Source organism: Paraburkholderia sp. USG1, from assembly GCF_031570135.1.
Classification (GTDB): domain Bacteria; phylum Pseudomonadota; class Gammaproteobacteria; order Burkholderiales; family Burkholderiaceae; genus Paraburkholderia; species Paraburkholderia dioscoreae.
Genome location: NZ_JAMWXW010000010.1, coordinates 138,628 through 163,944, shown reverse-complemented (window position 1 = coordinate 163,944; position 25,317 = coordinate 138,628). Strand labels below are relative to the sequence as shown.

Below are 25,317 nucleotides of genomic sequence, written 5' to 3'. Positions count from 1 at the left end.
CGTATGGGTTCGACGGCGTGAGCGGTGAAGCCGCTGATCTGGCTCCCGCGCCCACCTGCAGCCGATAAGAAAAAATCCCTGCACCGCGTTTCCACGGGCAGGGATTTTTTTGCGACGTGGCGCAGGCCACGCCTCGTCTTACTTCACCGCGCTGACCATGTAGTCGACGGCAGCCTTTACGTCCGCGTCCGAGGCATTCGAGCCGCCCTTCGGGGGCATCGCGCCCTTGCCATGCAGCGCGTAGTTATAGACCGTGTCGATGGGGTCTTTCAGACGCGGCGCCCAGGCGTCCTTGTCGCCGAACTTCGGTGCGTTCAGCACGCCGGCAGCGTGACAGGCCTGGCAGACTTGCTGATACAGCGCCTTGCCGGCTTGCGAGGCATCCGCGCTTTGCGTGCCGCCGGCTGCCGGTGCTGCCGCTTGCGGCACGCTGGCCATCGCGGCCATTGCCGCGGCGGCCTGGGCCGCGCCCGCGTCCGACCCGCCGGCCGGTGCGGCTGCTGCTGCGCCGGATGCCGCTGCGGCACCCGCAGCCGGCTCAGCCGGTTCAGGGAAGCTCGCGCCGGAATTGTTCGCCATGTAGGCGACCGCGCGAGCGATTTCGAAGTCGCTGTAATCGTCTGGGCTGGTGCCGCCGCGCGGCGGCATTGCCCCCTTGCCGGTGAGCGCCGTGTGCAGCAGCGTGTCGAAGCCTTGCGCGATACGCGGCGCCCAGTCGGCGGTATTGGTGAATTTCGGCGCGCCTGCTGCACCCGACGCGTGACACGCGGAGCAAACGGCCTTGTAGACTTCTTCGCCGGTCTTGTAGATGCGCGGCGCATTGGCGTCGCGAATGTCGACCTGGGCGAACGGCTTGATGCGGGCGGTGACCTCGGCTTCGGAGAGAGAGTCGGTGCCGGCGCCGGTGCGCGTCGAGTTATCGACGTAGACGGCCAGCAGCACGATGATGACGATCGGAACAGCAAACCCGGCGATGATCGCGGCGATGAGCTGTGCTGGGGTTTTGATCGGGGCTCCGTGTGGTGCTTCGCTCATGCTTGTCTCGTCTCCGTGGGTATGTGAGCGGTACAGCGTGACGGCAATTTCTTGTTCTTTAATCAGCCACGGACGATTATAGACGCAAGATTTCGACGGCGGCGAGGGGCGCGGCGGGGTGTTCAGCAGGCGTTTACCCGCATCGCGAGGAGCGGCCGGAAGGCGCTGGGTGCTGCCATTCAGGCCGTCCGGTGGACGGTACGGCCGAAACCGGGTATCCTTTCGGTCTGTCGCTTTGCGTCGCATCCGTTCTGGTTGCCGCGCTTTCGTGGTGAAGCGCCCGTAGCTCAATGGATAGAGTACTGCCCTCCGAAGGCAGGGGTTGCTGGTTCGATCCCAGCCGGGCGCACCAATAGCCGTAAGGCTTTCAGCGGCTTCACCTGTTCCAGCTCCCCCCGAATTGCGGCTAACTGCGGTCCTGCTTTCGCCATCATCGGCTGGACCCACTGGCTGGTGGTGGGCGCCTTTAATGCCTTATCTGGCACGCCTTCAGCCGGTTTTTTCGATCCCAGCCGGGCATAAAAAAGAGTCGACCTTAATCTAAGGCTTGCGCTGTGTGCGCCGAATCCCTTTATTTTCCCAGCCTTGTGATGTCCACCCAAGCGCCGTACTCCATCCCAGAGCCCGCAGACATGCCCCCCGCCGTCACTCCACGACCCCCCAGCCCAACAGAACTATCCAAAAACATCTGTAAATTTCCGTCCATCAATTCAGAATCAGACGTGTAAACGTTTATCTGCAGAAATTTCCAATTGCCCTAGTCTGTCCCCTTAATTAGCATGCGTGCACCATGCAAATCTCACGACGCGTGGAATTCCCGGGGCGGTATTTCAGCAATCGCTTCCCCACTTAATAAAAGGGCTTTCGCGAAACCATTCGCACGCCAGTGTTTTATTTGCAGGTCATGTACAAAACAATCCGATTGATTTTAACTGCATCTATCATGATGCTGTCCAACCTCGCGCACGCGCAATCAGTGCAGCCTCTCTCGAGCGCAAGCCAGTTTGCCGGCCCATACCTGGGCTTCAAGGTAGGTGTGAATAGTTCCAATGCTTCCGGTGTCATCAGCAAAGCATCGCACACTACGGTTTTCCCAGGTTTCACGGCCGGATATAATTTCGACATCGACCGGTTCATAGTGGGCGCCGAGGCCTTTGCCGATTTGCATCACGGCTCGACAACCTATAAGGACGGCGGAATCGATGCAAAATTCGGCATGCCGTTCAATCAGATATTGCCTTATGTCCGCATTGGATTCACCGGCGACGATCCAGACACGCGTTTCCATTGGGGCCTGGGCATCGAATATAAATTTGCCAGACACATAAGCGCCATAGGCGAATGGACAACCGACACCAGCAATCACGACGGCACCAAAAGAACAAATAACAGTTTCACAATCGGTCTGCAGTATCACTTCAATTGATCTGCCTGATTAGCGGCTACGCGGGGAGTTACCAAGGCCCCCGCCACCCCGCCGCTCTTTTCCCCCTACCAAGGTTGTTGAAAGCGTCCCCTGCCGTTAGAATCGCCCGGTCACTGGGGAGTAGCCTTCCTTCATCCTTTGAAGGAGAACGCGTCAACATACTTGGCCTCGTAGGTCATGGCGCGTTCGACCGTGTCGGTTTGGCGAGACCATTGACGCACTGCCTCGTTCTGGTCGGACGGGCGGCGGTGCGTCATTGGTTTGTCATCTACGTCCGACCGCGGAGTTGCCTCGTGATACATCGTTGTGCCCTGCCAGTTTCTCCCGCTCGCCGTCTGCCGCGCCGCCGCCCCTCCGTGCTTGCGGGGAGCCGCCTATGACCGGCCTCCTGCTCGAACTCGCTGTCATGCTGGTCGTCATTCTGGTGGCGGCCGAACTCTTCACCAACGCGCTCGAACACCTGGGCGAACGCCTCAAAATTTCGGAGGGCGTGACAGGTTCGCTATTCGCAGCGGTCGGCACCGCTTTGCCCGAGACCCTCGTGCCGCTGCTGGCGATCGCCAGCGGTACGACCGATAGCGCGGTCAACCAGGAGATCGGCGTCGGCGCAATTCTCGGCGCGCCGCTGATGCTCTCCACGCTCTCCACCTTCCTCATGACACTCGCGATCCTCGGTTCGCGCGGCGCGAGCGGCTGGGTCGCGCCGGAACGCAGGGGCTTTACGCGCGACCTCAACTACTTTCTGTGCGCGTTCGTGCTGGCCGCTGCGGCAATGTACGTGCCGCACGAGCAGATGCTCGTGCGCGCCCTCTTCAGCGCAGCGCTGGTCGGCGTGTACATCACGTATGTGGTGATGACCTTCCGCGCATCAAACGAGTTGGTCGAGGCCGGTCACGGCACCGAAGCACCGGGCAAGATGCTGATCTCGCGTCTCGGCGTGCCGACCAACCTCGTGACCATCGTGGCGCAACTAGCGCTCGCCGTCGCGCTGCTGGTGTGGGGTGCGGAGGGCTTCATCCACGGTGTGCGCGGCGTGTCGCAGGCGCTCGGTATCTCGCCGCTGCTGCTCTCGCTGCTGATCATACCGATCGCCACTGAGCTGCCGGAGAAGGTCAACAGCATTCTGTGGATTCGCCGGGGCAAAGACACGCTGGCGTTCGGCAACATCACCGGCGCGATGGTGTTCCAGGGCACCTTGCTGCCCGCGATCGGCATTCTGCTGACGCCGTGGATGCCGCGCATCGAGGTAGTGACCGGCATCGTGATCACGCTCGCCGCCGCAGCATGGTTGCGGATCAATGTGCGCGAACGCGGTGTGCCGGTGTGGGCGTTGCTGGTTTGCGGCGTGCTGTATGCGACCTATCTGGTCATTACGCTGACTCGCTAGACGCGCCGCTCAACGAGCCACCTGACCGCAAGTGGAACAATCGCGGAAGGTTGCGCACCGGCAGGCCTTCTGCGCTTCACGCTCACTTGACCGTTGCGTCCTGCGCTGCCGACGTTGTCGCGTTGGCCGGTTTGAACACCGTCTTCCAGTCGTCCTTCATGTCGACGACGAGCCAGCCTTTTGCAGCGGCCTCGTCCAGAGCTTTGTCGAGCTTGCCGCTCTTCGACGCGCGGTCATACTGATATTCGCGTTCCGCGTCCGTATGATGCACGAGCGCGGCAAGGCGCGGGCCGTCGCCCGCCGAGGTCCATTCGAGCATCGGCGCGTCGCCGTCCGCGTTGCCGAACGCGATCACCGGACGCCTGCCGATCACGCGGTCGATGGCAAGCGGTTTGGCCGCGCCATCGACCACCCGCAAAGAGCCGGCGTCGCCGCCTGCCGCCACATTCCTGAGATTGCCCTTGAGGATCGAGCGGAACGGTTCCTGGCGCTTCCACTCCGGATGCCGCCCGGCCACTGTCTTCACGCGTTGCAGCGCGAACACCAGTTGTACCGGCGCGGGTTGCTCCGGCCACAGTGTGCCGTCGTTGTCGAACACGGCGATGCGGTCGGCGCGCGGAATGAAGTCCCTGGATTCGGGCGTCGTCACGAGCGTGACGAAATCGACGATCGAGCGTTTGGTCACGGTGTCGTTCCACGATGCCAGGGTCACGGCCGTCGATGCGCCTGCCTGCGACACGCCTCCGTCCTGGTGTGGCGTAACGGAGCAGGCGGACAGAAGTACGACAGTGAAGGCAATGCAATACCGGTGCAACGTGCGAATCATGAAAGCCTCATCGAAAGCGGTGGATCGAACCTCGAACGAGCGCCAGTCTAATGGGCGCAAGGCGCTTATTGCAGTCTTTGCAGAATTTTTTCCGGACGGCGGAGGAACCCGTGCCGCCAGCACAAATACCAATTGAATATTTCAGGAGGCCGGACGGCGCCTGGTTGGACGCGGCACCTCGGCCGCGTTACAAATTTATCTCTATAAAGCCATGAAACATTGCTAGTATTCCCAACGATGCCAGCGTGGTGAATAGTCCACTTTCCGCATGCTTCGTTTGATGCGGCGTTTCTCGTTTTCAAGGAGCGCTCATGCAAGCCCCGTATCCCGCCGCGCCACCTTTCCCGATTGCTCAAGTGACATGGCACGCCTCTTCCGCGTGGTCTGGCGTCCATCCGTGAGTGGTCGCTCAGCCGCACGAACAAGCGCGCCAAATGAATTGAATATAAATCGGACACACGAACGCGACCATCACTTTGAAACAAATTCGCATCAGGTAAAGGCAGGCGCTCGCCGATAAGAACACTCAGGACGAGACTGGAGCGATAACCACTACACTCCAACGGCGATAGCGAAGTCGAACGTCGCTGTCAATAACGCGAGCGAGGCAAAGTGTTTTTATTCGGACACCGACGCATCTGGTCAAATCCTTGATGGCAGCGGGCGCTACACTGTGAGCTTCCCTAAAGATCGGCTATCTCCTGGCAAGGGCCTTCGGTCGCTAACGGTATATAACGCACATCACTTTTTCACTCAGCCCACAGAACCGCCATGCGCTGGGTAAGAAGATCAAAGACCCGCAGTTCAATGCAGATGGCTTGCTCGCGCCCTACGTGAAAAACACGAGGTTCAGTGAAGACAAAAGTTTGCCAATTGGTTGCAGGCGCCGGGTAGTGAAAAGTTCTCCCTGCACTTACGCGCCCACGGTCTCAGGCAGGCAATGCTCGACGACAACTGGGCACTGCCGCCAATTGTGCGAGAAACCTGACGCGCGCGCACTTGCACGCGTGCGGCTTTGCGACGCAGACGGTCCGTATGCGGTTCGGCCGGAGTGAGAATGCCGAACTCCTATTTGATAAGGACGATTATGAGTCAACCTAACGGTTTCTTCCCGACGAGGCGGCTTGTCGCCCGACTGTGCAAGGGTGCGCTTCTGGCCGCTGCCGGCGTGAGTCTCTCCCAAACAGTGTGGGCGACTGAAGGCGGCATTGGCCGGCCGATCACCGGCATGCAGGTGACACCCTATGGCGGCATCGTGCCGCCCACCAACGACTGGATTGTGACCGCCGCCACGATCTATTATGAGGGCTCGCTCGGCGCGAGCAAGTCGATTCCGATCGCCGGTCAGGTCACTGCCGGCGTCGACGCAACGGCCGAATACACCATCCTCGCGGCGATCAAGACGTGGGGCATTACTGTGGGTGGCTGGAACTTCGCGTCCTCGTTTGGCGTGCCGGTCCAGTACACGGACATTTCGTCATTTCATGGCCGTTTGCCGAACGACCACGGCACGCAGTTCGCCGACTTCTTCTTCACGCCGGTTATTGCCGGCTATCACCTGACCAAGACCGACCATATCGCGTTGAGTGTGCAGATCTATGCGCCGACCGGCGCGTACAACCCTAACCGGCTCGCCAATGCCGGGCAGAACACGTGGACCTTCACACCCACAATCGCTTACACGAAATTGCTGCCGAAAGAGAACATCGAGTTGTCGTTGAACTATGGCCTCGAGTTCTACACGCCCAATAACGACACCCATTATCACAACGCGCCGGTCAGCGTGCTTGATCTGCTTGCGCTCAAGCGCTTCAGCAACGGCTGGGGTGTCGGCGTGGTGGGCGGCTACATCCAGCAGATCGGCAATGACAGCGGCGGCATCGCAGATGCCGTCGGCGGCAGTCAGGGCCATTCCGTTGGTCTCGGGCCGATGGTCACGTGGTCGGGCAAGATCCAGAAGACACCCGTGTCGGCCTCTCTGCGCTGGGTCAATGAATTCAACACCAGCAATCGGCCGAAGGGCAATGCGGTGCAACTGTCGGTCAATGCGACTTTTCAGTAACGCGGCGCCTTGGGAGCAGCACGCTGCGGACTTACGGCAGCCGGCTCAGGCCGGCTGCGAACCAGATAGGGCGGCTCGACTCGCCCCGATCAGTGCGCCGTCTCGCGCTCGCATATCGCGTACACGCTGGAGCACAAGTCGGGATAGACGCGTCCCAACTCGAAACAGCCGTCGAGATACGCTCTGGATATGATGCCCGCCTCCAACGCCGCATCGATCTGGAAGTTGGCAAGGCCCTTGAAAAAGACGCCGCCTTCAGTGACCGGTCGCAGCTTCGCCGCACGCAGGTCGGCCCGTAGCGTATCGATCGAATAGGTCACCCGGTGACCGTGCGCCGCTTCCGCCAGCGTCACGGCTGCGTGATGGTCGATCAACCCCATGTTGACCGCGATCTGCCGGGATCCGGCCCGCGCGTTCGGCGCAGCCACGAACAGCCTGCCGCCTTCGGACAACCAGCTGCCAATCCGGCTCAGGACTTCGACCGGATGATCGAGGTGCTCGAGCGTATGGATGAGGAAAATATTGTCGTAGCGCCGCGCCGGTTCGAAGGTCTCGAACGTCGAGTGATGGAACTTGACGGCGCCCCTCGTTTTATCCGACGCAACGGCGATACAGTCCGCCGAGGCTTCGACCACTTCCACGGAATCGAAGCGCTGCGTCAGAAGGCGCGTGAAGTTGCCTTCGAAGCATCCCAGTTCGAGCGCGTCATCGCCCGCGAGGAATGGCTCGAATGTGCGAAGCATGTACTCATGCATCAGGTAGTCGAAGTCGTAAGCGTACCGATGTTCGGGATGATCTTTTGCTTCTGCGTTGTAGTCTCTGCTCATATCGTCAATCCTGTCCGCGTTGATAGAACCGCTGCTCCACAGGTACGTAAAACTCATCGAGCGACTGCGGCACCCGGGCGTTGAAGCCGAGCACCTGGCGCATCCATGCATTGCAGCGGCCGAGATTGCCGTAGCCGAACAGGCGTGCGTAATCGAGCTGCGGCTTGAAGAACGGGCTGGTGAACGTCAGCGTCAGCGCACGACGCGGCGCGTTGGTGGTATTGCGTCCGGTTGCATGCCACATGCGCGAATCGAACAGCAGAATCGAGCCACGCTCTCCGGTCGCACGCGAGGCGTGAGCGTAGAAATGCTCGTCGGTGGGCTGCTCCAGCATGTTCTGCGAGTGCGGAAGAATATGCGTTGCGCCGTTCTCCAGCGTGAAATCATCGAGCATCACCAACGCGTTCACCATAAAGCGCCGCGTGTCGGAGCCGAAGCGGATATCGCGATGCACGTTCTGCACGTACGCGCGCGAGTCGCGCTCGTTGATGACGCCACCGTACGAATTCAGAACGAAGTTGCCTTCAAAGTACCCCTTGAAAATCGGCTCCAGCGCCGAGAGCTGCGCCAGCAATTCGACGTAACACGGGTCATCCATCAGCAGATGGTGCAAGGTGCCGGCGCTGTTTTCCAGCACGCCGTTGCGGTGCCGGATTTCGTCGCGCAACGCGAGCGAAGGACCCAGCGCCTCGACCACCGAATCGAGCAATTCGCTGCGAATCAGCCGGGGAAGCACCGTCCAGCCTGCCGTTGCAAGCGCAGTGTGGTGTTGAGCATCAATCGTGTTCATGAGTGGGGCGAAGCAACGGCAAAAGTGAAGGGCTCAGCGTCGATCATCAGCCAGGATGGCCATCGGAACGACGTCGAGATAGCGGCCGCCTTTGAAGGCGGCCTGGCGCAACAGACCTTCGGCGCGAAAGCCCACCTTCTCGTAAAGGGCGATGGCGCGCGCATTGGACGCGAGCACGGTCAACGAAATACGGTTGAGGTTGAGGTCGCCGAATGCGTGGTCGAGCGTCTGGCGCGTCGCGGCCTCGCCGATGCCGCGGCCGCGTGCCGTCTGCGTGCCGATCTGGATCGAGAACTCCGCGCAGCGGTGCACCCAGTCGATGTCCAGCAGGTATGTCACGCCCACTAATTCCTGGGTGGAGGCGAGGCATACGGCGAGCCGAACATTGGCGGCGCGGGAGCCGAGGTAACTATCGAACCATCTGTTGTCGATCTCGGCGCCCACATACCGGAAGGCGCCGCCCAGCAGGCTGACTAGCGCCTTGTCGGAGCGCCACGCATTGATAGTCGGCAGGTCGCCGCGTTCGATCTCGCGCAGGAATATCGTGTTGTCGCTCATGCGAGCCGGTCCAGTAAGTGTTGCACCATCGGCGCGAGATCGTCGCGCGTAAGCCGCTGATCGCATGGCAGGCAAAGGGTCGAGGCCGGGAGATTGCGCTCGAAGTCCGGCGCGCCTTCAGCGTCCGCCACGTCCGGCCAGTAAGTGGGCGTATAGATGCGCTGCGCGCGAAGCGTTTCCCGCGCGCCAGTGGGTGCGTCGAAAAACGGGTAGCAGAGCGGCACCGCATGTTCGTCGTGGCGAAACGTAAAGCGGTTGTAGCGCTGCAACTTCTCATGCAGGAAAGCGAAATTTTCGATGCGGCGCGCCCGCACATCTGCATAGTCGATACTGGCGAGCAGCCGCTCGGTCAGTCTCGACATCTGCAACGGCTCCTGGTACTTCAGACCTTCTTCGGCGGCGGCGTAGCCGGCGTAGCCGGCTTCCGCATCTTTTGCGAGCCGGGTCAGCAGGTGTCCGCAGCGCAGCAATGAAGCATCGTCGATTGCTTCCGGCATATCGATCGGCTGCCGGGTGACGAGATAGCCGCCGTCCGGCACGCCGAGAAACTTCCGCGGCGAGTACAGCGTGGCGAGACAGTCGGCGGGCTGCGCGAAGAACGCTTGCGCGTTGTCGATCAACACGCGTTCGCGAGGAAAGCGGCTGAGCACGTCGTCGACCTGGCGGGCGCACAGGTCGAAATAGTTGACGTAGAGGAGCCACTCATCGTCGCCGATATCGGCGGACTGCACACGCAAGTCGGCATCGAGCCGATAGCGTTTGACCGGCGTGCCGGTCATGCGCAAAGGCTCGATCATCGCGTCGCAAATGTACCAGGGCATCCAGACGGCAGCCGGCCGCTTCGCCCGAAGCAGTGCGAGGAACGCCGCGCGCGACGACTGGAAACGCAGCGCGTCGCCGTGAAGAGGCGCTTCGACTCGCGGCAGTTCGAGTTCGAAATAGCCGCCGATTGCGCGCGGCTCGCGCGCAATCATGCTGTCACCTCGACGCACAGCATATCTCTCACGCTGTTTTTGCTATTGAACATCAGGACGTCGAGAATGGATAAGGCGGGATGAAAGGCGCCGTCGTCGAACTGCGCATAGGGACACAGGTTCGGCTCGATGAAGGCAAGCTCCACGCCGCGCGCCGAAAACGCCGCGCTATCGTAAAGCGCGCGGCCGCCCGGAAGGTTCACATAGGTGCTCGCCTGCTCTTTTGCGCAGATGTCGAGGACCCGCTCCGTGCCTTTGAGATGCGCGTTGCCATATATCGTCGACGACGGGACGAATTCGGTGTCGATCTCGAGGTACTTGCAGATTTCCATGACGGTGTGCGAAGCGAGCAGCGAAACTGGCGCGAGAGGCTCCGCCAGAATCCGTGCGATCAATGCGCTGACCTGCGGGTAGTGAGGCGCTTTGGCATAGGCGTGCCGAATCGATTCAAGCAGTTTGCGCAGCCACCGCTCGCGCGGTTCGACCAGCACTTCGTTAATCTTCAACGAAGGACTCGCACCGCTGAGCGGCACGGTGAGATAACGCACCTGGTCGCCCTGCAGCATGCGGTTACGGTTGATCCAGCCGTTCTTGATGAAGTTCACGTCGTCGTAAAAGACGAACTTGTCGGCTGCCGCAGCCAGCTGAAAATACCCGATGTACGGGAGCAGGTAGGGCTGCATGATCGCGAGCTTCATGACGTTCAGGTATCCGCGATAATCCCGATGATGCGATCGAGCATGTCGTCTGTCAGCGCCGGGAAGATCGGCAGACACAGCACCTGTTGCGCGGCGGCACGCGCGACTGGCAAGTTGTCCTGGCGCGCGGAAGGCAGGCCGCGATAGATCGGAAAGTCCGAGATCAGCGGATAGAAATAGCGGCGCGCGTAGATGTTGCGGTCGCGGAACTTCTGATACAGCGCATCCCGGCTGATCGGATACTCCGGTCCGACGAGAATCGGAAAGTACGAGTGGTTCGCGACTTTCTGGCCTTCTTTGGGCAGGCAGCGGATACCGCGCACATCGCGCAGCCGTTCGCGATAGATCGCGTCGACGCGCGCGCGCTTTGCCAGCGCTTCATCAATGTGCTGCAGTTGCAGCAGCCCGAACGCGGCGTTGATTTCGCTCATCTTGCCGTTGATGCCGGATGCCACCACGGTCACTTCGTCGACGAAACCGAAGTTCTTCAGATGGTCAATGCGCTGTTTGGTCCTGGCGTCCTGGCAGATGATCGCGCCACCTTCGAACGTGTTGAAAACCTTGGTCGCGTGGAAGCTCAGCACCGCGAGGTCGCCGTGTTCGAGCACACTGCCGGTTTCGGTCTGCACGCCGAAAGCATGGGCCGCGTCGTAAATCACCTTCAGATTGTAGTTGTCGGCGATTTTCTGGATCGCTTCGACGTCGCACGGCTTGCCGTAGCAATGCACCGGCATGATCGCGGTGGTCTGCGGCGTGATCGCGGCCTCGATTTTGGCGGGGTCGAGATTGAGCGTGTGCGGATCGATATCGGCGAATACCGGCTTGATGCCGTTCCACACCAGCGAGTGCGCGGTTGCAACGAACGAATAGGGTGTGGTGATCACCTCGCCGGTCACGCGCAGCGCCTGCAGCGCGGTGAGCAATGCCAGTGTGCCGTTGGTGAACAGCGCGAGATGCTTGACGCCGAGGTACTTGCACAAGGCCGCTTCGAACTGCTGGTGAAACGGGCCGGCATTGGTCAGGATCTTGCTGTCCCAGATCTGTTGAAGATAGGGGATGAATTCTTCGAGCGGCGCGAGATGCGGCTGGGTAACGTAAATGCGGTCGTCGATCTGCGGCTCGATGGCCCCAAGCGGTAAGGCAGCGTTCACTTGTTTTCCCCTGTTTCGGATGGCGCGGTGTCGCCTGTGGCGGCAATGGCTTCTTCTGCCGTTACTTCGAACGGGATCGCCGGTTGGCCATCGCACCAGCGTTGCCACATGATTCGCAAGGCGCGCGACAACCCTGCGGCGACCACTTCGGGCCGGAATGCCGCCGAGGCCATGCAGCGTTCGCGCAGACCGATGCGCAGCGCGGCGAGCGCGGGAATATCGGAGGACAGCGCAACGCCCTTAGCGACGAAATCCGCCTTGTCCGTAGCGAGAAACTGCTCCAGCCCGACGTGCGACATCCAGGTGGTGCCGGCGCGGCTCGGTAGCGTGTTGCCGCAGATGGTCAGAGTCGGCACGCCCATCCACAAGGAATTCAGCACGGTGGTCGAACCCGTGTATGGGAACGTGTCGAGACAGATGTCGACGTGAAAATGCTGCTGCAGATAGACCGGGATGCTCGAGCGGCGACGGAACATCAGCCGCTCGCGTCCGATACCGACGCTGCCGAACCAGTCGATCAGGAGCTGTTCGTCATCGTCGTTGGCGATTGCGCCGAGCAGCATGCGCGACGAAGGCTGCGCGTGCAGTAATTCCGCCCACAGCGCGATCACGTCGCGGCGCAATTTGTTCATCCGGTTGAAACTGCCGAAGGTTACATAGCCGTTGTGCATGGCCGGCAGAATGTTGACCGGCGGCGCGCTCTTTTCGGGCAGGAACGGAGCGTTCGCCGGCAAATGGACGATCTTCTCCGAGAACATACGTTCGGCATCGCCGAACGGTACGCCGAATCTGTCCACCAGGTAGTAATCCATCGCGCTGAGGCCTGTGGTGGCCGGATAGCCGAGCCAGCTCACCTGGATCGGCGCGGGCTTGCGCGCAAACGTGAGGAGGCGGTTGCGGCCCGTATGTCCCGACAGGTCGAACAGAATGTCGATGCGTTCGTCGCGGATCTTGTTGGCCAGCTGCGCGTCCGGCATGCCGGTGATCTGCTGCCATTCATCGGCGCAATCGCGCAGCAATCGGGTGTAGTCATCTTCCATGATGTAGTTGTTGTACACATGGAGGGAGACGTTCGGGTCCTGGGCGAGATGCTGCATGACCGGAAGCAGGTAGGACGCTACGGCATGCCGGAACAGATCGCCGGAGACGAGGCCGATTTTGAGTTTGCGCGTCGGCGAGCGCTTGTTGACGTGCCGTGGCCACTGTGCGCGCACTGGCGCTTCGTGTTGCTGCGCGAATTTGAGGTGCTCGGCGAACAGCGTGCCCTGATCGATCTCAGGGTTGTGAGCGAGGGCAAACAGAAAGTTGTCGGCCGAGATCGGGTCTTTGGGGTTTTTCTCAAGCGCCACGCGGAAGTTTTGCTCCGCTTCCGCCACGAAGCCCAGGTCGAGTTGCAGCACACCCAGCGTGCTGTAGATGCTTGAATCGTCCGGCTTCAGTTCGATGGCGCGGCGTGCTGCGGCAAAACCCTCAGCTACGCGGCCCTGATGCACCAGCGACATGGCAAAGATGCGCTGCGCTTCGGCGTATTCCGGATTGATCTCGAGGATCGCGCGGCAAACCTGTTCCGTTTCTGCATACTGCCCCTTCAGGCGAAGCGTATCCGCGAGCACCGTGCGGCTCTCGAGTTCCTCGGGCAGCAGTTCCGCGGCTTTGCTCAACGGGGCGACCGCGTCGTCGTAACGGCCCAGCCGGTGCAGCGCGATGCCGAGCCATCGCCACGCGTTGCCGTCCGCGGGGAAGCGTTCGGTGAACGAGCGGGCAATTTTCACCGCTTCGGTGATATTGCCTTTGTTGTACAGCGCCGTGTAGCGATTCGTTTCCTGCTGGCTGATCCGGCGTCCCGACGCGATCGTGGAGCGGTTTTCCTGAGCGTTTGCCGAGGCGCCTTTTTCCGCGGCCGGCAGGGCGGTTCCCGGTGGCTCTTTGGGCACAACCGGAAATGTCGAGATGACTTTGTCCGGATTCGACATCCGGACGATGAGGCCATCCACTGCGGGGCCTTTCAGCCCTTGCTTCTGGCCCATCTCCAGGGCGAGCCACGCGGCGGCGGCTTCACCTGCGTCGATCAATGCGCTGACATAGGCTGCCCAGTACTGCCCGTTTTGCGGCTGGTACCCGAGGAGTTGCTCGAAAAGCGGCAATGCGTCCCGCGGCCGATCGGTCTGGCCGAGCAGCACGGCAAGGTTGTACAGCACGTCCGCGTGCTGCGGCTTCGCGTCGAGAATCGCACGATAGAGCGTTTCGGCGTCGTCGAATTCACCCTTGTGGTGGTGCTCCAGAGCCGTTTGCAAGACGAGCGCAATGTCCTGCTCGAGTTGCTGCTCGGACGTCAAGGGGTTGGCGGTGGGCTGCTCGTACAGGAGAGTCATGGTCTCAGCGCAGAATGGTCTATGAACGAAATTGTGCGACGGGGCAAGCGGTTCTGATGCTCGGAGATGATGGGGAAAAGGCCGCCTGTTTGGCGTATGGGGAGGACGGGTGAAAAGCCGAAAGACAAGAAAAAAACCCGCACGAGGCGGGCTGAGGGAACGAGCGCGCCTCACTTCGGCACGTAGTTCTTATTGTTGGGTCGGCCGGCTGAGCCGGCTGTTTGGGAGCGGACGTCGCCTTGCGCGGCTCCGCCCCGGCTGATTTTTCTACAGGCGGGCCATCCGCTGATATTCCCCGGCTGCCCTGGTGCGTCCGATCGCCGCTTCGAACTCGATGTGCAATTCGTTCTGGGTGACTTCAGCGTCGGCGAGTAGCGCGGCGTCGATCGCCTGGATCTGGCGGATCATCTCCAGCGCGGCCGGTTTCTGGCCGGCGGTGAGCGACATCAGCAGCGGCGAGCGCGTTTCGGTCAGGCGGGCGGCTTCCGGCCAGTCGGCGAGCGAGGCCGCCTGTTCGATTGCCCGCGTGATGGACAACACGCGTTCGACCAGTTCCGCCTGGGTCATGTTGTGCGTGTTCATGGCTTAGCTCTTGTTCGTGGCCAGCGCGCCTGCGCTGTTGGTGCCGCCGAACAGCGCGGTCAGGTATTGCGAATTGTTGTTCATGGTCGCCATCAACGTGTTCAGCGCGGTGAACTGCGCCTGATACTGGTTCGTCAATTGTGTCGTGTAGTCGGCGAGCGCGGTTTGCTGTGTGGCGATGCTCTTCAGGTCGGCGTTCAGCGCGCTATTGCGCGTGTCGATGATGCCGCCGGTCTGCGTGAAGGTGGTGATGCTGGCGTTCAACTGCTCGGCAATGCCGTTGGTCGAATTGAACAGCGATGCGACCGTGGCCGGGCTGCTCGTCAGCGCCGTGTTCAGCGCGTTGTTGTCGACCACCAGCGTGCCGTCCGCCGGATCGTCCTTCAGCGTGATGCCGATCGCCGCCAGGGTGGCGCCCGTGCTGCCCGAGCCAACCGCACCGCCGACGATATTGGCCAGCGTGTTCTTGATCGTCTGCAGCGTGGAGTCGCCCAGCAGCGGACCTTGCGACGTCGAGCCGGAACTGAACGACGTGAGCGTGGACATCGTCGTCACGACGGTGTTGTACAGGCTCACGAAATTGTTGATCGCGGTGTTCTGCGACGTAGTGTCCTGCGCGATGGTCAGCGTCTGCGGGGTGCCAGCGGGCGTGCCCACGGCCGCCGCCGTCAGGTTGATCGTCACGCCTGAAATGGCGCCGGTCACCGCGTTGCTGGAACTGCTGCCCGCGATTCCGCCGATCGTGTACTCCGCGTCTTGCGCGTAGCCACTTTGCGTCCACGCGCTGTTCGAATTAGCCGACGAGATCGACGACTGGCCGCCCGTGGTGCTGGCCGTCGACGTCACGCCGAGGCTCGACAGGCCGGTGTCGCTCGTGACGTTGCTGGTCGAGACGTTGATGACGTTGGCCGCCCCCGTGTTCGCCGCGCGCAGCACGAGGTGGGCGCCGTCCGTGCCGGTCACGATGGTGGCCGTGACGCCCGGGTTGCTGCTGCTCGCGTTGATCGCCGACGCGATGCCCGAGAGCGTGTTGTTGCTGCTGTCGACGTTGATATCCATCGACTTGCCGTTCATCGAGATCGACAGCGTGCCAGTGCCTAGCGCCGTCGTGGCGCCGAAGGCTGCCGACGATAAGGCTTGCGAGCTGGCGATCTGCGTCACGGCGATCGAATAACTGCCGGCCACGGCGCCGACGCCGGCTGTCGCCGTCAGCCCGGTACCGCTCGCGGTCGCCGCGAACGTTGCCAGCGTGTTGCCGTTGGCGAGATTCGTGATGCCCGACTGCAGCGCGCTGAGCGCCGAGCTCAGTGCGCCGTACGCGGACAGCGTGGTGTTGTCGGTGGTTTGCTGTGCCGCCAGAGCCGCGGTTTGTCCGGCGGTCTTGGCGTTCACGAGCGCCGTGACGAGTGTCGACACGTCCATCGACGAATTGCCCGTCGAGCCGCTGATGATCGATTGGGCAGCCGACTGCAGCGCGGCGTTGGCGCTTGCTGTAGAAGACGAGGTTGAGATCGAGGACATGCAGAGGCTCCGGGCGTCTGGAAATCGGTGTTGGTTGGTGCGCGATGCTACATCACTACGTGATGGAAATGCACGGCGGGAGGCATGCCTCCCGTCGCTTGAAACCCGGCGATGCGCCCCGTTTGCGCGCGGCGCATCGCCGTTACTGCGTCAGCTCTTACTGCAGGAGCTTCAGAACTTGCTGTGGGTTCGAGTTAGCTTGCGCCAACACCGAGATACCAGCTTGTTGCAGCACTTGCGCCTTGCTCAGGTTGGCCGTTTCTTGTGCGAAGTTGGCGTCCGTGATTTGCGACTGTGCCGACGACAGGTCGGTCGATTCAGCTTGCTGCGACGTCGAGATTGCGGTGAAGCGGTTTTGCGCGGCGCCCAGTGCAGCTTGCAGCGTGTTCACGGTCTGCAGCGCATTGTCGATAGAGACCATTGCCTCGTTCGCGCCGGTGACCGTGCTGATGTCGAGGCCCGAAACCGTCGGCGGGTTGTTGATCGCGTTGATCTGTGCGACCGATGCGATGGCGGCGGAGGACGCCGCGCCGGTCGTCGGAATGGCACCTGCGCTGAGCGCGAGCGAAGTAATTGCAGTGCCGGTGCCCGAGGCCGTACCAGCGCTGAAAATCGAGCTCACTGCCGCAGCCGAGATAGCCTGGTTGTTCTGGTCGGTGAACGTATAGCCGCCCTTGCCGTCCGACAGCACGTTGATCGACGTGATCGTTGCGCCCGTGCTCGTGTAGACACCCGTCGAGCTGAGGCTGACGGCGATCGTGCCGACCGTTTGACCCGTTTGCACCAGGCCGCCACCGATCTTCGCTGCGGACATCGATTGGCTCAGGTCCAGGCTGATCGTCTGACCGACGTTCGCGCCGACCTGGAACGTCACGCTGCCTGCCGAGCCGTCCAGAATGTTGGTGCCGTTGTACGTCGTTTGCGATGCGATACGGTTCACTTCAGCGATCTGTGCCGAAACTTCCTTCTGCAGCGCTGCCTGGTCGCTCGACGACAGCGAACCGGTCGATGCTTGCACCGCCAACTGGCGGATACGTTGCAGGCTGGAGGTCAGCGAGGACAGTGCGCTCGATGCGGTTTGAATCATCGACACGCCGTCATTCGCATTCGACACGCCCTGGTTCAGGCCGTTGATCTGCGTTTGCATACGCGTCGAGATTGCCAGGCCTGCTGCATCGTCAGCCGCGCTGTTGATGCGCTTGCCCGACGACAGACGGGTGATGGCTTGCGAAAGGGCGCTTTGCGAGCCATTAAGGTTTTGCTGTGCAACCAGCGAGTTGATGTTGCTATTGATTCCGAGCATGGAAAATCTCCTAAATAAGCCTTGAGCCCAATACGCCACGTTGGCATCGGCGGAAGCACTCGTTCATTGCTGGCCGCCTCAGTGAAGGTTGACGGCGCCTCTTAAAAAAACTTGAGGAACTTTGTGCAATAGCGACCCAATTGTTTTCCGGGCCGGGCGGCGCTGCGCAGCCCGCGAAGCCTTGCTCCGCAGACCCACTGCAGGTATTGAAAAGACGGCGTATTCTCTTTTTCTCTCGTGACAAACCCTGGAGAAATCATGCAAAAGCGCAGGATTGGGCGTTCGCAATTACAGGTCGCACCGCTTATGTTCGGCGGCAATGTTTTCGGCTGGACCGCCGATGAAGCCACCTCGTTTTCGATTCTGGATGCGTTTGTCGATGCCGGACTCGACTTTATCGATACTGCCGATGTCTATTCCGCGTGGGTGCCGGGCAACCAGGGCGGAGAGTCGGAAACCATCATCGGCAAATGGCTCCGTCAGAGCGGCAAGCGCGACAAGATCGTGCTCGCCACCAAGGTCTCGAAGCATCCGCAACGCAAGGGGTTGTCGGCGGCGAACATTCAGGCCGCTCTAGAGGATTCGCTGCGGCGCTTGCAAACCGATTACATCGACGTCTACTTTTCCCACGACGACGACACCGAAACGCCGCTCGCCGAAACGCTCGGCGCGTATCAGAAACTGATCGAGGCGGGCAAGGTGCGGGTGATCGGCGCGTCGAACTACAGCGGCGCGCGCGTGGAGGAAGCGCTTGCGGTGTCCCGTCAGCACGGACTACCCGAATATCAGCTGTTGCAGCCGGAATACAACCTGTATGACCGCGCGGAATATGAGCGCGACATCGAGCCGGTGGCGCTCGCCAATCAGCTCGGCGTGGTGGTGTACTACAGTCTTGCGAGCGGCTTTCTGTCCGGTAAATACCGCTCGAAAGCGGATCTGGCCAACAAGGCGCGCGGCAGCCGGGTCGAAAAGTACCTGAACGAACGCGGTTTGCGAATTCTTGCCGCGCTGGACCGGATCGCCGACGCGCATGGCAGCACGCCGGCTACGGTTGCCCTGGCATGGCTGATCGCGCGGCCTGGCGTTACGGCCCCGATTGCCAGCGCAACGTCGGTCGACCAGCTCAAAAGCCTCGCGGCAGCCGTTCATCTGATGCTGACGGGCGCCGATATCCGCGAGCTGAACGAAGCTAGCGCCTGAGCGCAAACGACCTGGCGCAATCGCTAAACCCCTGGTAGGATGGAGAGTTTCCTGATATCATCGGGAGTGAATTGAGATCTTTGCCTGTTTCGTCAATGCTTTTCCATTGATGAAAGGTCGGCGAAACGGCAGCAGACGCGGCTTTTGCATCATGTCTGTCCGCGTTCCGCGGTGAACTCCCCACCTCTCTTTTCCGGCCTCCGTGGCCGCTTTGCCTCTCGTTTCAATCGTGGTTTGGCCGGGTTCTGCCCGCGTTTGCCTGTTACTGGCCATGAATTGGAACGACCGGAGGGCCGGCGCGTGAGCGGTATGCCGCCACGCAATTTACCCCTATCAAGTGATTGAGTTAGGAATTACATGACGACGATTCTTCTGAAAGAAAACGAGCCGTTCGAAGTGGCGATTCGCCGCTTTCGTCGCGCAATCGAAAAGAATGGCCTGATCGCTGAACTGCGTGAGCGCCAATCGTACGAAAAGCCGACCACGGCACGTAAGCGCAAGAAGGCTGCTGCTGTGAAGCGCCTGCACAAGCGCCTGCGCAGCCAGATGCTGCCGAAGAAGCTGCACTAAGCACGCTTTTTCCGCACGGCCGAACGGCGGTGTGAGCTTCGAAAGAAGCCACATCGCCGTTTTGCTTTTTGGCCGTTTCTTTTTGGCCGTTTCTTTTTGGGCGTTCGTTGGATCGCCCGGCGTTGGGCGACCAAGGCGGTTGTGCGTTTGTGGTGGCGGACGGTGTGCGCCGCGACCCGAGGTGGTGCCGCAGTCGTGCTTTGGCGAGCCGTATCCCTGTTATGCCGCGCTCTTCAGCCGTCCGGCGGAAAGGCCGAACTGGCGGGCGATCGAGCCCAGACGGTCACGCCACTCCCACGTGCCAAATGCATCGTGCACGTTTTGCAGGCAACTGAGCAGATCGACGGTGGCCGGGTCGTACACATTGATGTGCGAGCGCAGAAGCGCCTTCTTCAGGGCGGACACGCCGACATCCATATACGCCGGCATTGCGGTGGCCGTTTTGCCCACATAGCGCACCGGAATACCTTCCATCGCGGTCATGTAGTCGCGAGGCCTGATGAAGTTGCCCACCGGGCAGCCGCCGCAATAGCCGCGATAGGCGCCGCCGCCGCGCGGCAGCAGTGCGGCGCATTTCTGGGCTAACAGATGGTCGACGGCCTGGTCGAAAATATCCTGATGCGTCAGGAAGTTAAGCGTTTTCATGGTTGGTCTCCCGTGCGCTACGCTGCGGTTATTCGTTGTTTGAGCGTGCGACTGGCGATATCGGGCGCGCGCTATTCGGCGGCGAGGCCCGGACTCGCGCGGCGCGGCGAAAAGCGTCTGATTCCCCGAATCGGATGTTTTTCGTCGATGCAACTCGCAGACAGAGTTTGCCGGTTGTCGCAGCCGCAGCTCGTAACGGTATAACGACCAATGCGGCCCGGAAGCGCAGCAGCGCTTTCACCGGTTGGGCGTATCGGGACGAATCCGGCGTCACGGCGCGTCGCGTCTTCGTCCTCCAGGCTTACGTCGCAGGCTGATGGGCGGACCACGCGCAGCGGCGCATGGGAGTTTCCCTGAGCCACCTTTCTTTTTTAGAACCGCGGTACTAGACAGCGGGAAGCCGCCGCCGCTGCTTCATCCCGCTTTACGATTACGTCCCTTCTTGCCGAGCGCCGCGCATCGTGCGCGGCACGTGCAACTCGCCTCATGGTCGTTCACCATACCCACCGCTTGCATGAACGCATAGCAGATCGTCGAGCCGACGAACTTGCAACCGTAGCGCTTCAGCCCCTTGCTGAGCGCGTCCGAAATATCGGTCGACGCTGGCGCCTGCTTGTAGGAAGCCCAATCGTTCTGGATCGGCGTCTGATCGACGAACGACCAGACGAAATTGGCAAGCGAGCCGTGCTCGGCCTGAATCTGCTGGACCGCGCGAGCGTTGGTAATGGCCGCTTCGATCTTGCCGCGATGGCGCACGATACTTTCGTCCGTCACCAGCGCATCAACATGCTTCGGCGTAAAGCGCGCGACTTTGTCGATATCGAAGTCGGCGAAAGCGCGCCGATAGCCGGCCCGTTTGTTGAGAATCGTCGACCACGACAAACCTGCCTGAGCGCCCTCCAGCACCAGCATCTCGAACAGATGCTGGTCATCGCGCGAGGGCACTCCCCATTCGGTGTCGTGGTAGTGTGCGAGCGCTTCGCTCGATACCCAGTTGCATCGCTGTGTCACTGTCGCGCTCCTGCGTTGTGATGTCGCCCGCCAGCATAGCCGAAGCCGTGCGCACTGCAAGTTAGCCGTTCGGCCGATTGCCGGATTGAAACTGACCTGCCACGCTACGCGTTATTCATCCACGGAACTCATTCGATTCCATGAACAAAGACTTCTTTCTGATCGGCATCGATGGCGGCGGCAGCGGCACGCGCGTCGTGCTCGGCGACGCACAGGGCCGCGAGCTGGCGCAGGCGGCAAGCGGGCCGTCCGGTTTGGGGCTCGGTGTCGAACGTGCGTGGCAGGCCATTGCAGCCGGCTGCGGCGAAGCATTTGCACGCGCCGGCGTGGCGCTCGACTGGTCGCGCTGCATACTTGGCTGCGGACTGGCGGGCGTTAATAATCGCGACTGGCTGACAGCGTTTCGTGCACAGGCGCCCGCGCTAGCCGGACTCGCCGTGGAAAGCGACGCCTATACCACCCTGCTGGGCGCACACGCCGGCGCGCCGGGCGTGATCGTCGCGCTTGGCACCGGCAGCGTGGCGGCCGTGCTGGATGGCGACGGCGAATGCCGTATGGTCAGCGGCTACGGCTATCCGTCGGGTGACGAAGCGAGCGGCGCGTGGCTCGGGTTGCGAGCCATCGTGCATGCGCAACATGCACTCGACGGCCGCGGCCCCAACGACGATCTCGCACAAGTGCTGCTCGTCCATACCGGCGCGCATGACCGTGACAGCCTCGTCGTCTGGCTCTGCGAAGCCAATCAGACCGCTTATGCGAGACTTGCGCCGATCGTCATCGCCCACCGCACGCACCCGTTCGCGGCGCGTTTGCTCGGCGAGGCCGGCGTCGAAGTGGGCAAGATGATCGCCGCGCTGGATTCTTCGGCGAGCCTGCCGATCGCGTTGTGCGGCGGACTCGGCACGCCGTTGCGCGAGTACGTGCCGCAGATCTATCAGGCGCGGTTGCGCGAGCCGCTGGCCGACTCTGCGCATGGTGGATTGCAACTGGCGCAGCGCGAAGCGGTTCGTGTCGGCAGCTGAAAACGGCGCGTCGTGGTGCGCTCACGGCTGAGAATCGCCGGGCGTGGCCCGCCCGTTTCCGGTGAACCCGGCCGGCGCCGGTAAAATACGCGCTTCGATGTTGCCCGACTGCTCACACTATGTACAAAGTTATCGCCACGGACCTCGACGGCACGCTGCTCAATGCCGATCACCAGGTAGATCCGTTCACGGTCGCCACCGTGCGTAAACTCGAGAGCGACGGCCTGCGCTTCGTGATTGCAACGGGCCGCCATTATTGCGACGTCGCGGGCATCCGCGACGTGCTGGGCATCAGTCCGTATCTGATCACGTCGAATGGCGCGCGCATTCACGCGCCGGACAACACGGTGATTCATGCCGACGACCTGCCTCCTGCCATCGTGCAACGGCTGGTGCGGCCGGAAATCGCCGGTGCGCATGGCCGTGTGATCGTCAATCTGTTCGCCGATCAGGCCTGGCTGATCGATCGCGATGCGCCGGATCTGCTGAAGTTTCACCAGGACTCGGGGTTCACTTACGCGGTGACCGATCTGCCGAAACACGACGGCGTAGACATCGCGAAAGCTCTCTACATTGGCGAGCCGGCCGATCTCGCGCAGGTCGCGGCAAATCTCGCACGCGAATTCGGCGATGCCCTTTACGTGACCTATTCGCTGCCGGACTGCCTGGAAGTGATGACAGCGAACGTATCGAAGGGGCGCGCGTTGCAGATCGTGCTCGAGCGCGTCGGCGTGGATGCCTCGCATTGCGTGGCGTTCGGCGACAACATGAACGATATCGATCTGCTGGAGACGGCCGGACATCCGTTCATGATGAATAATGCCAATCCCGATCTCATGGCGCGTCTGCCGAACGTGCTGCGCATTGGCAACAACTTCGAAGCGGGCGTCGCGCACCATCTGCGCAAGCTTTTCTCGCTCGACGACGAATTAATGTCCTGACCGAAAATGGAACCGGCCCGCGTCCGTTTTCGTGAACGCGGGCCGTTTCTCGTGCGAACCTTCGCGGCTGTCCGGTTGCTGTCGACCGTGTTGCAGGTCGCCGGTTGAGCGGCGGCGGCAAGACACCTCGTTAGCCGCCGTCAGCCGCACCACGAAGATCAGCCGTGCCATCCGCCACGGCGATCGCCATGGTCGCCACGGTCATCGCGCCCCCAGCCACGATCGTTGTGGTTCCAGCCACGGTCATACCGATGGTCGCCACGGTAGTAATCACCGCGATCGTAACCGCGGCCCCAGCCACGATTGCCGTAATACACCGGCTGCGGCGCGGCATAGACCGGAGCCGGTCGGGCATAAACCGGTACGCCGAGCGACAAACCGATGTTCAGATCCGTATGCGCTTGCGCGACACCGCATGCGCCCGCTGCGAGTCCTGCGGCTACCAGCAAGTGAGTGACGATGCGTTTCATGTTTGTTCTCCTGTGAGGCGACGTATGTGTGTCGCACAGGACCAATCTACGCATTCCGGCCGGCGGGTACTGCGACGAGATGTTACGGACTGCAAGCATCGTCGCGGGAATTGAAAGGCGGGCGCAGCGGCATTCGAGTGCAGCCCGTGCGAGCCGCTGCTCTCTCAAAGCCAAGCCGTACAAGGACGCGCGACCATTTGAGCCGTTCCGGAGCTCGCCCGGCGCCACGCTTTAGTCAAATCAGCTGGCGGCGAGCGTAATTGCGGCTTACATCTGTATTGGCTGATTAATCTGCTGTATTCCCGGAAGACGCCGACGCAGCCGCCGACGATGCATCCGGCAGCGCCGCGCAAGGGCAATCGGTTGCGCGCCCATCCAGTCCCTGCCGGTCGTGTTTGAAGCTGGCGCGCGCGGTGCCGTTTTCCCAGTTGAGGCGAACAATATAGATACTGTCGAAATCGTCGCTCTTCCACTTCGGTATATCGGCCGCATTGCCGCCGTGCGCGCTCAGCATCTGGCGCAATAGTTTCACGATCAGCTTGTGTTCCCAAGCCACGACAATCAGCTTGTTGCGATTGGCCGGATTGACGAGTGCGCTGCCGAGCTGGTCGATCTGAGCGAAACCGTAGGGTGTTTGCACCGGCATCTGGAACTGGATGGCGGTAGGTTCGATGGTGGCAAGTGGCCGGATGTAGTAATACGGCTTGCCGCTGTCGTTTTTTTGCTGGCCGGGATCGGGTGCATAGATCGCGTCCGGTTTGCCGAACTTGGCGGCGATCACCGCCGGCAAAGCCAAGGCGCGGTTCAGCCCCTGGCAGTTGAGCTGGCCGTAGCCTTGGGCCGGCTTCTCGCCGTGCCGCACGAACACGAGCGTTTCAATCTCGCTGTCCGCCGCATGCGCGGTAGGGGGCGCCGACAGACCCGCGCACAGGCCACAGATGGTGAGTGCGACACCATGCGTAAATCCGCGGAAACGCTTCATAGGGGCACCTGTGCGAGCCTGGGAGGTCGCACGATTCTAGCAGCGGTGCTCCCGCGCGCCATTGGCACGATGTCGCGATGCCCATGCCCGTCCGCAGCAAAACAGAGCGGGCGCCGTAGCGCCCGATTTGAATGCCCGCGCTCTTGACTAGTCGAGCGCCAGCTTTTGCGAATTGCTGTCGCGGCTTTCGGCGAGGGCCGGATACAGCACGCCCGCGATCACTGCGCCGAGAATCGGTGCAAGCCAGAACAGCCACAACTGATCCACCGCCGCACCGCCGACGAACAGTGCCGGGCCCGTGGAACGCGCCGGGTTGACCGAGGTATTGGTCACCGGGATCGAGATCAGGTGAATCAGCGTGAGGCATAGGCCGATGGCGATCGGCGCAAAGCCAGCCGGCGCGCGTTTGTCGGTCGCTCCGAGAATGACGAAGAGGAAGAAACCGGTCATCACGACTTCGCAAATGAATGCCGCGGCGAGCGAGTAATGACCCGGCGAGCGTTCGCCGTAGCCGTTGCTCGCGAACCCGCTGGCAACCAGGTCGAAGCCCGGCTTGCCCGTCGCGATGAGCGACAGCACGAACGCACCGAGCACCGCGCCAATCACCTGCGCGACGATGTACGGCAGCAGATCGCGCGCCGGAAAGCGGCCGGCGACGGTCAGGCCGACGCTTACCGCGGGATTCAGATGGCAGCCGGAAATGTGGCCGATCGCATAGGCCATTGTCAGGACAGTCAGGCCGAAGGCGAGCGCCACACCCACGAACCCAATGCCCAGGCCGTGGACCGGCCCGGCGAAGTTGGCGGCGAGGACGGCGCTGCCGCAGCCCCCGAGCACGAGCCAGAAGGTGCCGAACAACTCGGCGGCGAGACGTTTTGACAACTGCATGATTGGTAATCCTAAAAAGATGACGCTTCCGCGAGCACGCACGGCTAAGTCGGATGCCATGCCTTCGGCGCACAAT

Annotated in this window: 26 protein-coding genes, 1 tRNA gene and 1 riboswitch; of the genes, 10 read left to right on the top strand and 17 right to left on the bottom strand. The window is 61.6% G+C overall.

Translation table 11 applies throughout. The features are described 5' to 3' along the window. Positions 1 to 138: 138 nt before the first annotated feature. Positions 139 to 1,035, bottom strand: a complete 897-nt coding sequence (locus tag NE850_RS15770) for a cytochrome c5 family protein (RefSeq protein ID WP_007180007.1) — start codon at positions 1,033 to 1,035, stop codon at positions 139 to 141. Between the two features lie 276 nt (positions 1,036 to 1,311). Between NE850_RS15770 and NE850_RS15765 the strand changes: the two genes are divergently transcribed. The 3 genes from NE850_RS15765 (at position 1,312) to NE850_RS15755 (ending at position 3,848) form a co-directional block, all read left to right on the top strand. After that, positions 1,312 to 1,387: transfer RNA gene (locus NE850_RS15765), tRNA-Arg, on the top strand. A gap of 591 nt (positions 1,388 to 1,978) precedes the next feature. Continuing rightward, entirely contained in the window at positions 1,979 to 2,461 is a 483-nt protein-coding gene (locus NE850_RS15760; RefSeq protein ID WP_007180006.1) for an outer membrane protein, read from the top strand. Positions 2,462 to 2,564: 103 nt separating this feature from the next. Further along, a riboswitch (yybP-ykoY riboswitch) is annotated at positions 2,565 to 2,745 on the top strand. Positions 2,746 to 2,837: 92 nt separating this feature from the next. Then, a complete protein-coding gene (locus NE850_RS15755; protein ID WP_007180005.1) occupies positions 2,838 to 3,848 on the top strand; it encodes a sodium:calcium antiporter in 1,011 nt (336 codons plus the stop codon). 82 nt (positions 3,849 to 3,930) lie between these two features. Here NE850_RS15755 and NE850_RS15750 read toward each other — a convergent pair whose 3' ends face one another. After that, positions 3,931 to 4,674: a hypothetical protein gene (locus NE850_RS15750; RefSeq protein WP_310698908.1), complete on the bottom strand. Its 744-nt coding sequence runs from the start codon at positions 4,672 to 4,674 to the stop codon at positions 3,931 to 3,933. Here NE850_RS15750 and NE850_RS15745 point away from each other — a divergent pair. The 3 genes from NE850_RS15745 to NE850_RS15740 all read left to right on the top strand — a co-directional run bounded on the left by NE850_RS15745 (position 4,673) and on the right by NE850_RS15740 (position 6,736). Continuing rightward, the gene (locus tag NE850_RS15745) at positions 4,673 to 4,810 is read left to right on the top strand and encodes a hypothetical protein (protein WP_157187810.1); all 138 of its coding nucleotides are present in this window, start codon (positions 4,673 to 4,675) and stop codon (positions 4,808 to 4,810) included. The two genes, NE850_RS15750 and NE850_RS15745, sit on opposite strands and share 2 nt — an antisense overlap. A 432-nt stretch (positions 4,811 to 5,242) precedes the next feature. After that, positions 5,243 to 5,458 carry a DUF1214 domain-containing protein gene (locus NE850_RS39480; protein ID WP_084747788.1) on the top strand — a complete coding sequence of 72 codons (216 nt, stop codon included), beginning with the start codon at positions 5,243 to 5,245 and terminating at the stop codon, positions 5,456 to 5,458. A gap of 303 nt (positions 5,459 to 5,761) precedes the next feature. Next, the gene (locus NE850_RS15740) at positions 5,762 to 6,736 is read left to right on the top strand and encodes a transporter (protein WP_310698907.1); all 975 of its coding nucleotides are present in this window, start codon (positions 5,762 to 5,764) and stop codon (positions 6,734 to 6,736) included. Between the two features lie 89 nt (positions 6,737 to 6,825). On the opposite strand, the gene NE850_RS15735 is transcribed toward NE850_RS15740, so the two are convergent. The 10 genes from NE850_RS15735 to NE850_RS15690 form a co-directional block, all read right to left on the bottom strand. Beyond that, on the bottom strand, positions 6,826 to 7,563 hold the full coding sequence (locus tag NE850_RS15735) for a trans-aconitate 2-methyltransferase (RefSeq protein ID WP_165187233.1): 738 nt from the start codon (positions 7,561 to 7,563) through the stop codon (positions 6,826 to 6,828). 4 nt (positions 7,564 to 7,567) lie between these two features. Further along, positions 7,568 to 8,353: a phytanoyl-CoA dioxygenase family protein gene (locus NE850_RS15730; RefSeq protein WP_165187231.1), complete on the bottom strand. Its 786-nt coding sequence runs from the start codon at positions 8,351 to 8,353 to the stop codon at positions 7,568 to 7,570. Between the two features lie 33 nt (positions 8,354 to 8,386). Further along, positions 8,387 to 8,911 (bottom strand): GNAT family N-acetyltransferase, encoded by a 525-nt coding sequence (locus NE850_RS15725; RefSeq protein ID WP_165187228.1) that lies wholly within the window; start codon positions 8,909 to 8,911, stop codon positions 8,387 to 8,389. Continuing rightward, entirely contained in the window at positions 8,908 to 9,885 is a 978-nt protein-coding gene (locus NE850_RS15720; protein ID WP_165187226.1) for a hypothetical protein, read from the bottom strand. The genes NE850_RS15725 and NE850_RS15720 overlap by 4 nt, the downstream gene beginning before the upstream one ends. Beyond that, complete coding sequence (locus NE850_RS15715; RefSeq protein WP_165187224.1) at positions 9,882 to 10,583, bottom strand: WbqC family protein; 702 nt, start codon at positions 10,581 to 10,583, stop codon at positions 9,882 to 9,884. Before NE850_RS15715 ends, NE850_RS15720 begins: the two co-directional genes overlap by 4 nt. 5 nt (positions 10,584 to 10,588) lie before the next feature. After that, on the bottom strand, positions 10,589 to 11,734 hold the full coding sequence (gene vioA / locus NE850_RS15710) for a dTDP-4-amino-4,6-dideoxy-D-glucose aminotransferase VioA (protein ID WP_165187222.1): 1,146 nt from the start codon (positions 11,732 to 11,734) through the stop codon (positions 10,589 to 10,591). Continuing rightward, on the bottom strand, positions 11,731 to 14,106 hold the full coding sequence (locus NE850_RS15705) for a tetratricopeptide repeat protein (protein ID WP_310698906.1): 2,376 nt from the start codon (positions 14,104 to 14,106) through the stop codon (positions 11,731 to 11,733). The genes vioA and NE850_RS15705 overlap by 4 nt, the downstream gene beginning before the upstream one ends. A gap of 267 nt (positions 14,107 to 14,373) precedes the next feature. Beyond that, the gene (locus NE850_RS15700) at positions 14,374 to 14,688 is read right to left on the bottom strand and encodes a flagellar protein FliT (RefSeq protein WP_165187217.1); all 315 of its coding nucleotides are present in this window, start codon (positions 14,686 to 14,688) and stop codon (positions 14,374 to 14,376) included. A 3-nt stretch (positions 14,689 to 14,691) separates the two neighbouring features. Continuing rightward, positions 14,692 to 16,209: a flagellar filament capping protein FliD gene (gene fliD / locus NE850_RS15695; protein WP_165187215.1), complete on the bottom strand. Its 1,518-nt coding sequence runs from the start codon at positions 16,207 to 16,209 to the stop codon at positions 14,692 to 14,694. A gap of 157 nt (positions 16,210 to 16,366) precedes the next feature. Beyond that, complete coding sequence (locus NE850_RS15690; RefSeq protein ID WP_165187213.1) at positions 16,367 to 17,512, bottom strand: flagellin; 1,146 nt, start codon at positions 17,510 to 17,512, stop codon at positions 16,367 to 16,369. 258 nt (positions 17,513 to 17,770) lie between these two features. On the opposite strand from NE850_RS15690, the gene NE850_RS15685 reads away from it, so the two are divergent. Further along, entirely contained in the window at positions 17,771 to 18,712 is a 942-nt protein-coding gene (locus tag NE850_RS15685) for an aldo/keto reductase (protein WP_007179989.1), read from the top strand. A gap of 357 nt (positions 18,713 to 19,069) precedes the next feature. After that, positions 19,070 to 19,282, top strand: a complete 213-nt coding sequence (gene rpsU, locus NE850_RS15680) for a 30S ribosomal protein S21 (RefSeq protein ID WP_006050883.1) — start codon at positions 19,070 to 19,072, stop codon at positions 19,280 to 19,282. A gap of 219 nt (positions 19,283 to 19,501) precedes the next feature. Here the strand turns inward: rpsU and NE850_RS15675 are convergent, their stop codons facing one another. Together NE850_RS15675 and NE850_RS15670 are read right to left on the bottom strand one after the other, a co-directional pair. After that, positions 19,502 to 19,927 (bottom strand): hypothetical protein, encoded by a 426-nt coding sequence (locus tag NE850_RS15675; protein ID WP_007179988.1) that lies wholly within the window; start codon positions 19,925 to 19,927, stop codon positions 19,502 to 19,504. 414 nt (positions 19,928 to 20,341) lie between these two features. After that, positions 20,342 to 20,938, bottom strand: a complete 597-nt coding sequence (locus tag NE850_RS15670; RefSeq protein ID WP_007179987.1) for a DNA-3-methyladenine glycosylase I — start codon at positions 20,936 to 20,938, stop codon at positions 20,342 to 20,344. 140 nt (positions 20,939 to 21,078) lie between these two features. On the opposite strand from NE850_RS15670, the gene NE850_RS15665 reads away from it, so the two are divergent. Next, on the top strand, positions 21,079 to 21,960 hold the full coding sequence (locus tag NE850_RS15665; RefSeq protein WP_007179986.1) for a BadF/BadG/BcrA/BcrD ATPase family protein: 882 nt from the start codon (positions 21,079 to 21,081) through the stop codon (positions 21,958 to 21,960). Between the two features lie 119 nt (positions 21,961 to 22,079). Beyond that, a complete protein-coding gene (locus NE850_RS15660) occupies positions 22,080 to 22,901 on the top strand; it encodes a Cof-type HAD-IIB family hydrolase (RefSeq protein WP_007179985.1) in 822 nt (273 codons plus the stop codon). Between the two features lie 158 nt (positions 22,902 to 23,059). Here NE850_RS15660 and NE850_RS15655 read toward each other — a convergent pair whose 3' ends face one another. From NE850_RS15655 to aqpZ, 3 genes are all read right to left on the bottom strand, one after another. After that, positions 23,060 to 23,371 (bottom strand): PXPV repeat protein, encoded by a 312-nt coding sequence (locus NE850_RS15655; RefSeq protein WP_007179984.1) that lies wholly within the window; start codon positions 23,369 to 23,371, stop codon positions 23,060 to 23,062. A gap of 286 nt (positions 23,372 to 23,657) precedes the next feature. Beyond that, complete coding sequence (locus NE850_RS15650; protein ID WP_007179983.1) at positions 23,658 to 24,353, bottom strand: hypothetical protein; 696 nt, start codon at positions 24,351 to 24,353, stop codon at positions 23,658 to 23,660. A gap of 147 nt (positions 24,354 to 24,500) precedes the next feature. After that, positions 24,501 to 25,241, bottom strand: a complete 741-nt coding sequence (aqpZ, locus tag NE850_RS15645; RefSeq protein ID WP_007179982.1) for an aquaporin Z — start codon at positions 25,239 to 25,241, stop codon at positions 24,501 to 24,503. Between the last annotated feature and the right edge of the window lie 76 nt (positions 25,242 to 25,317).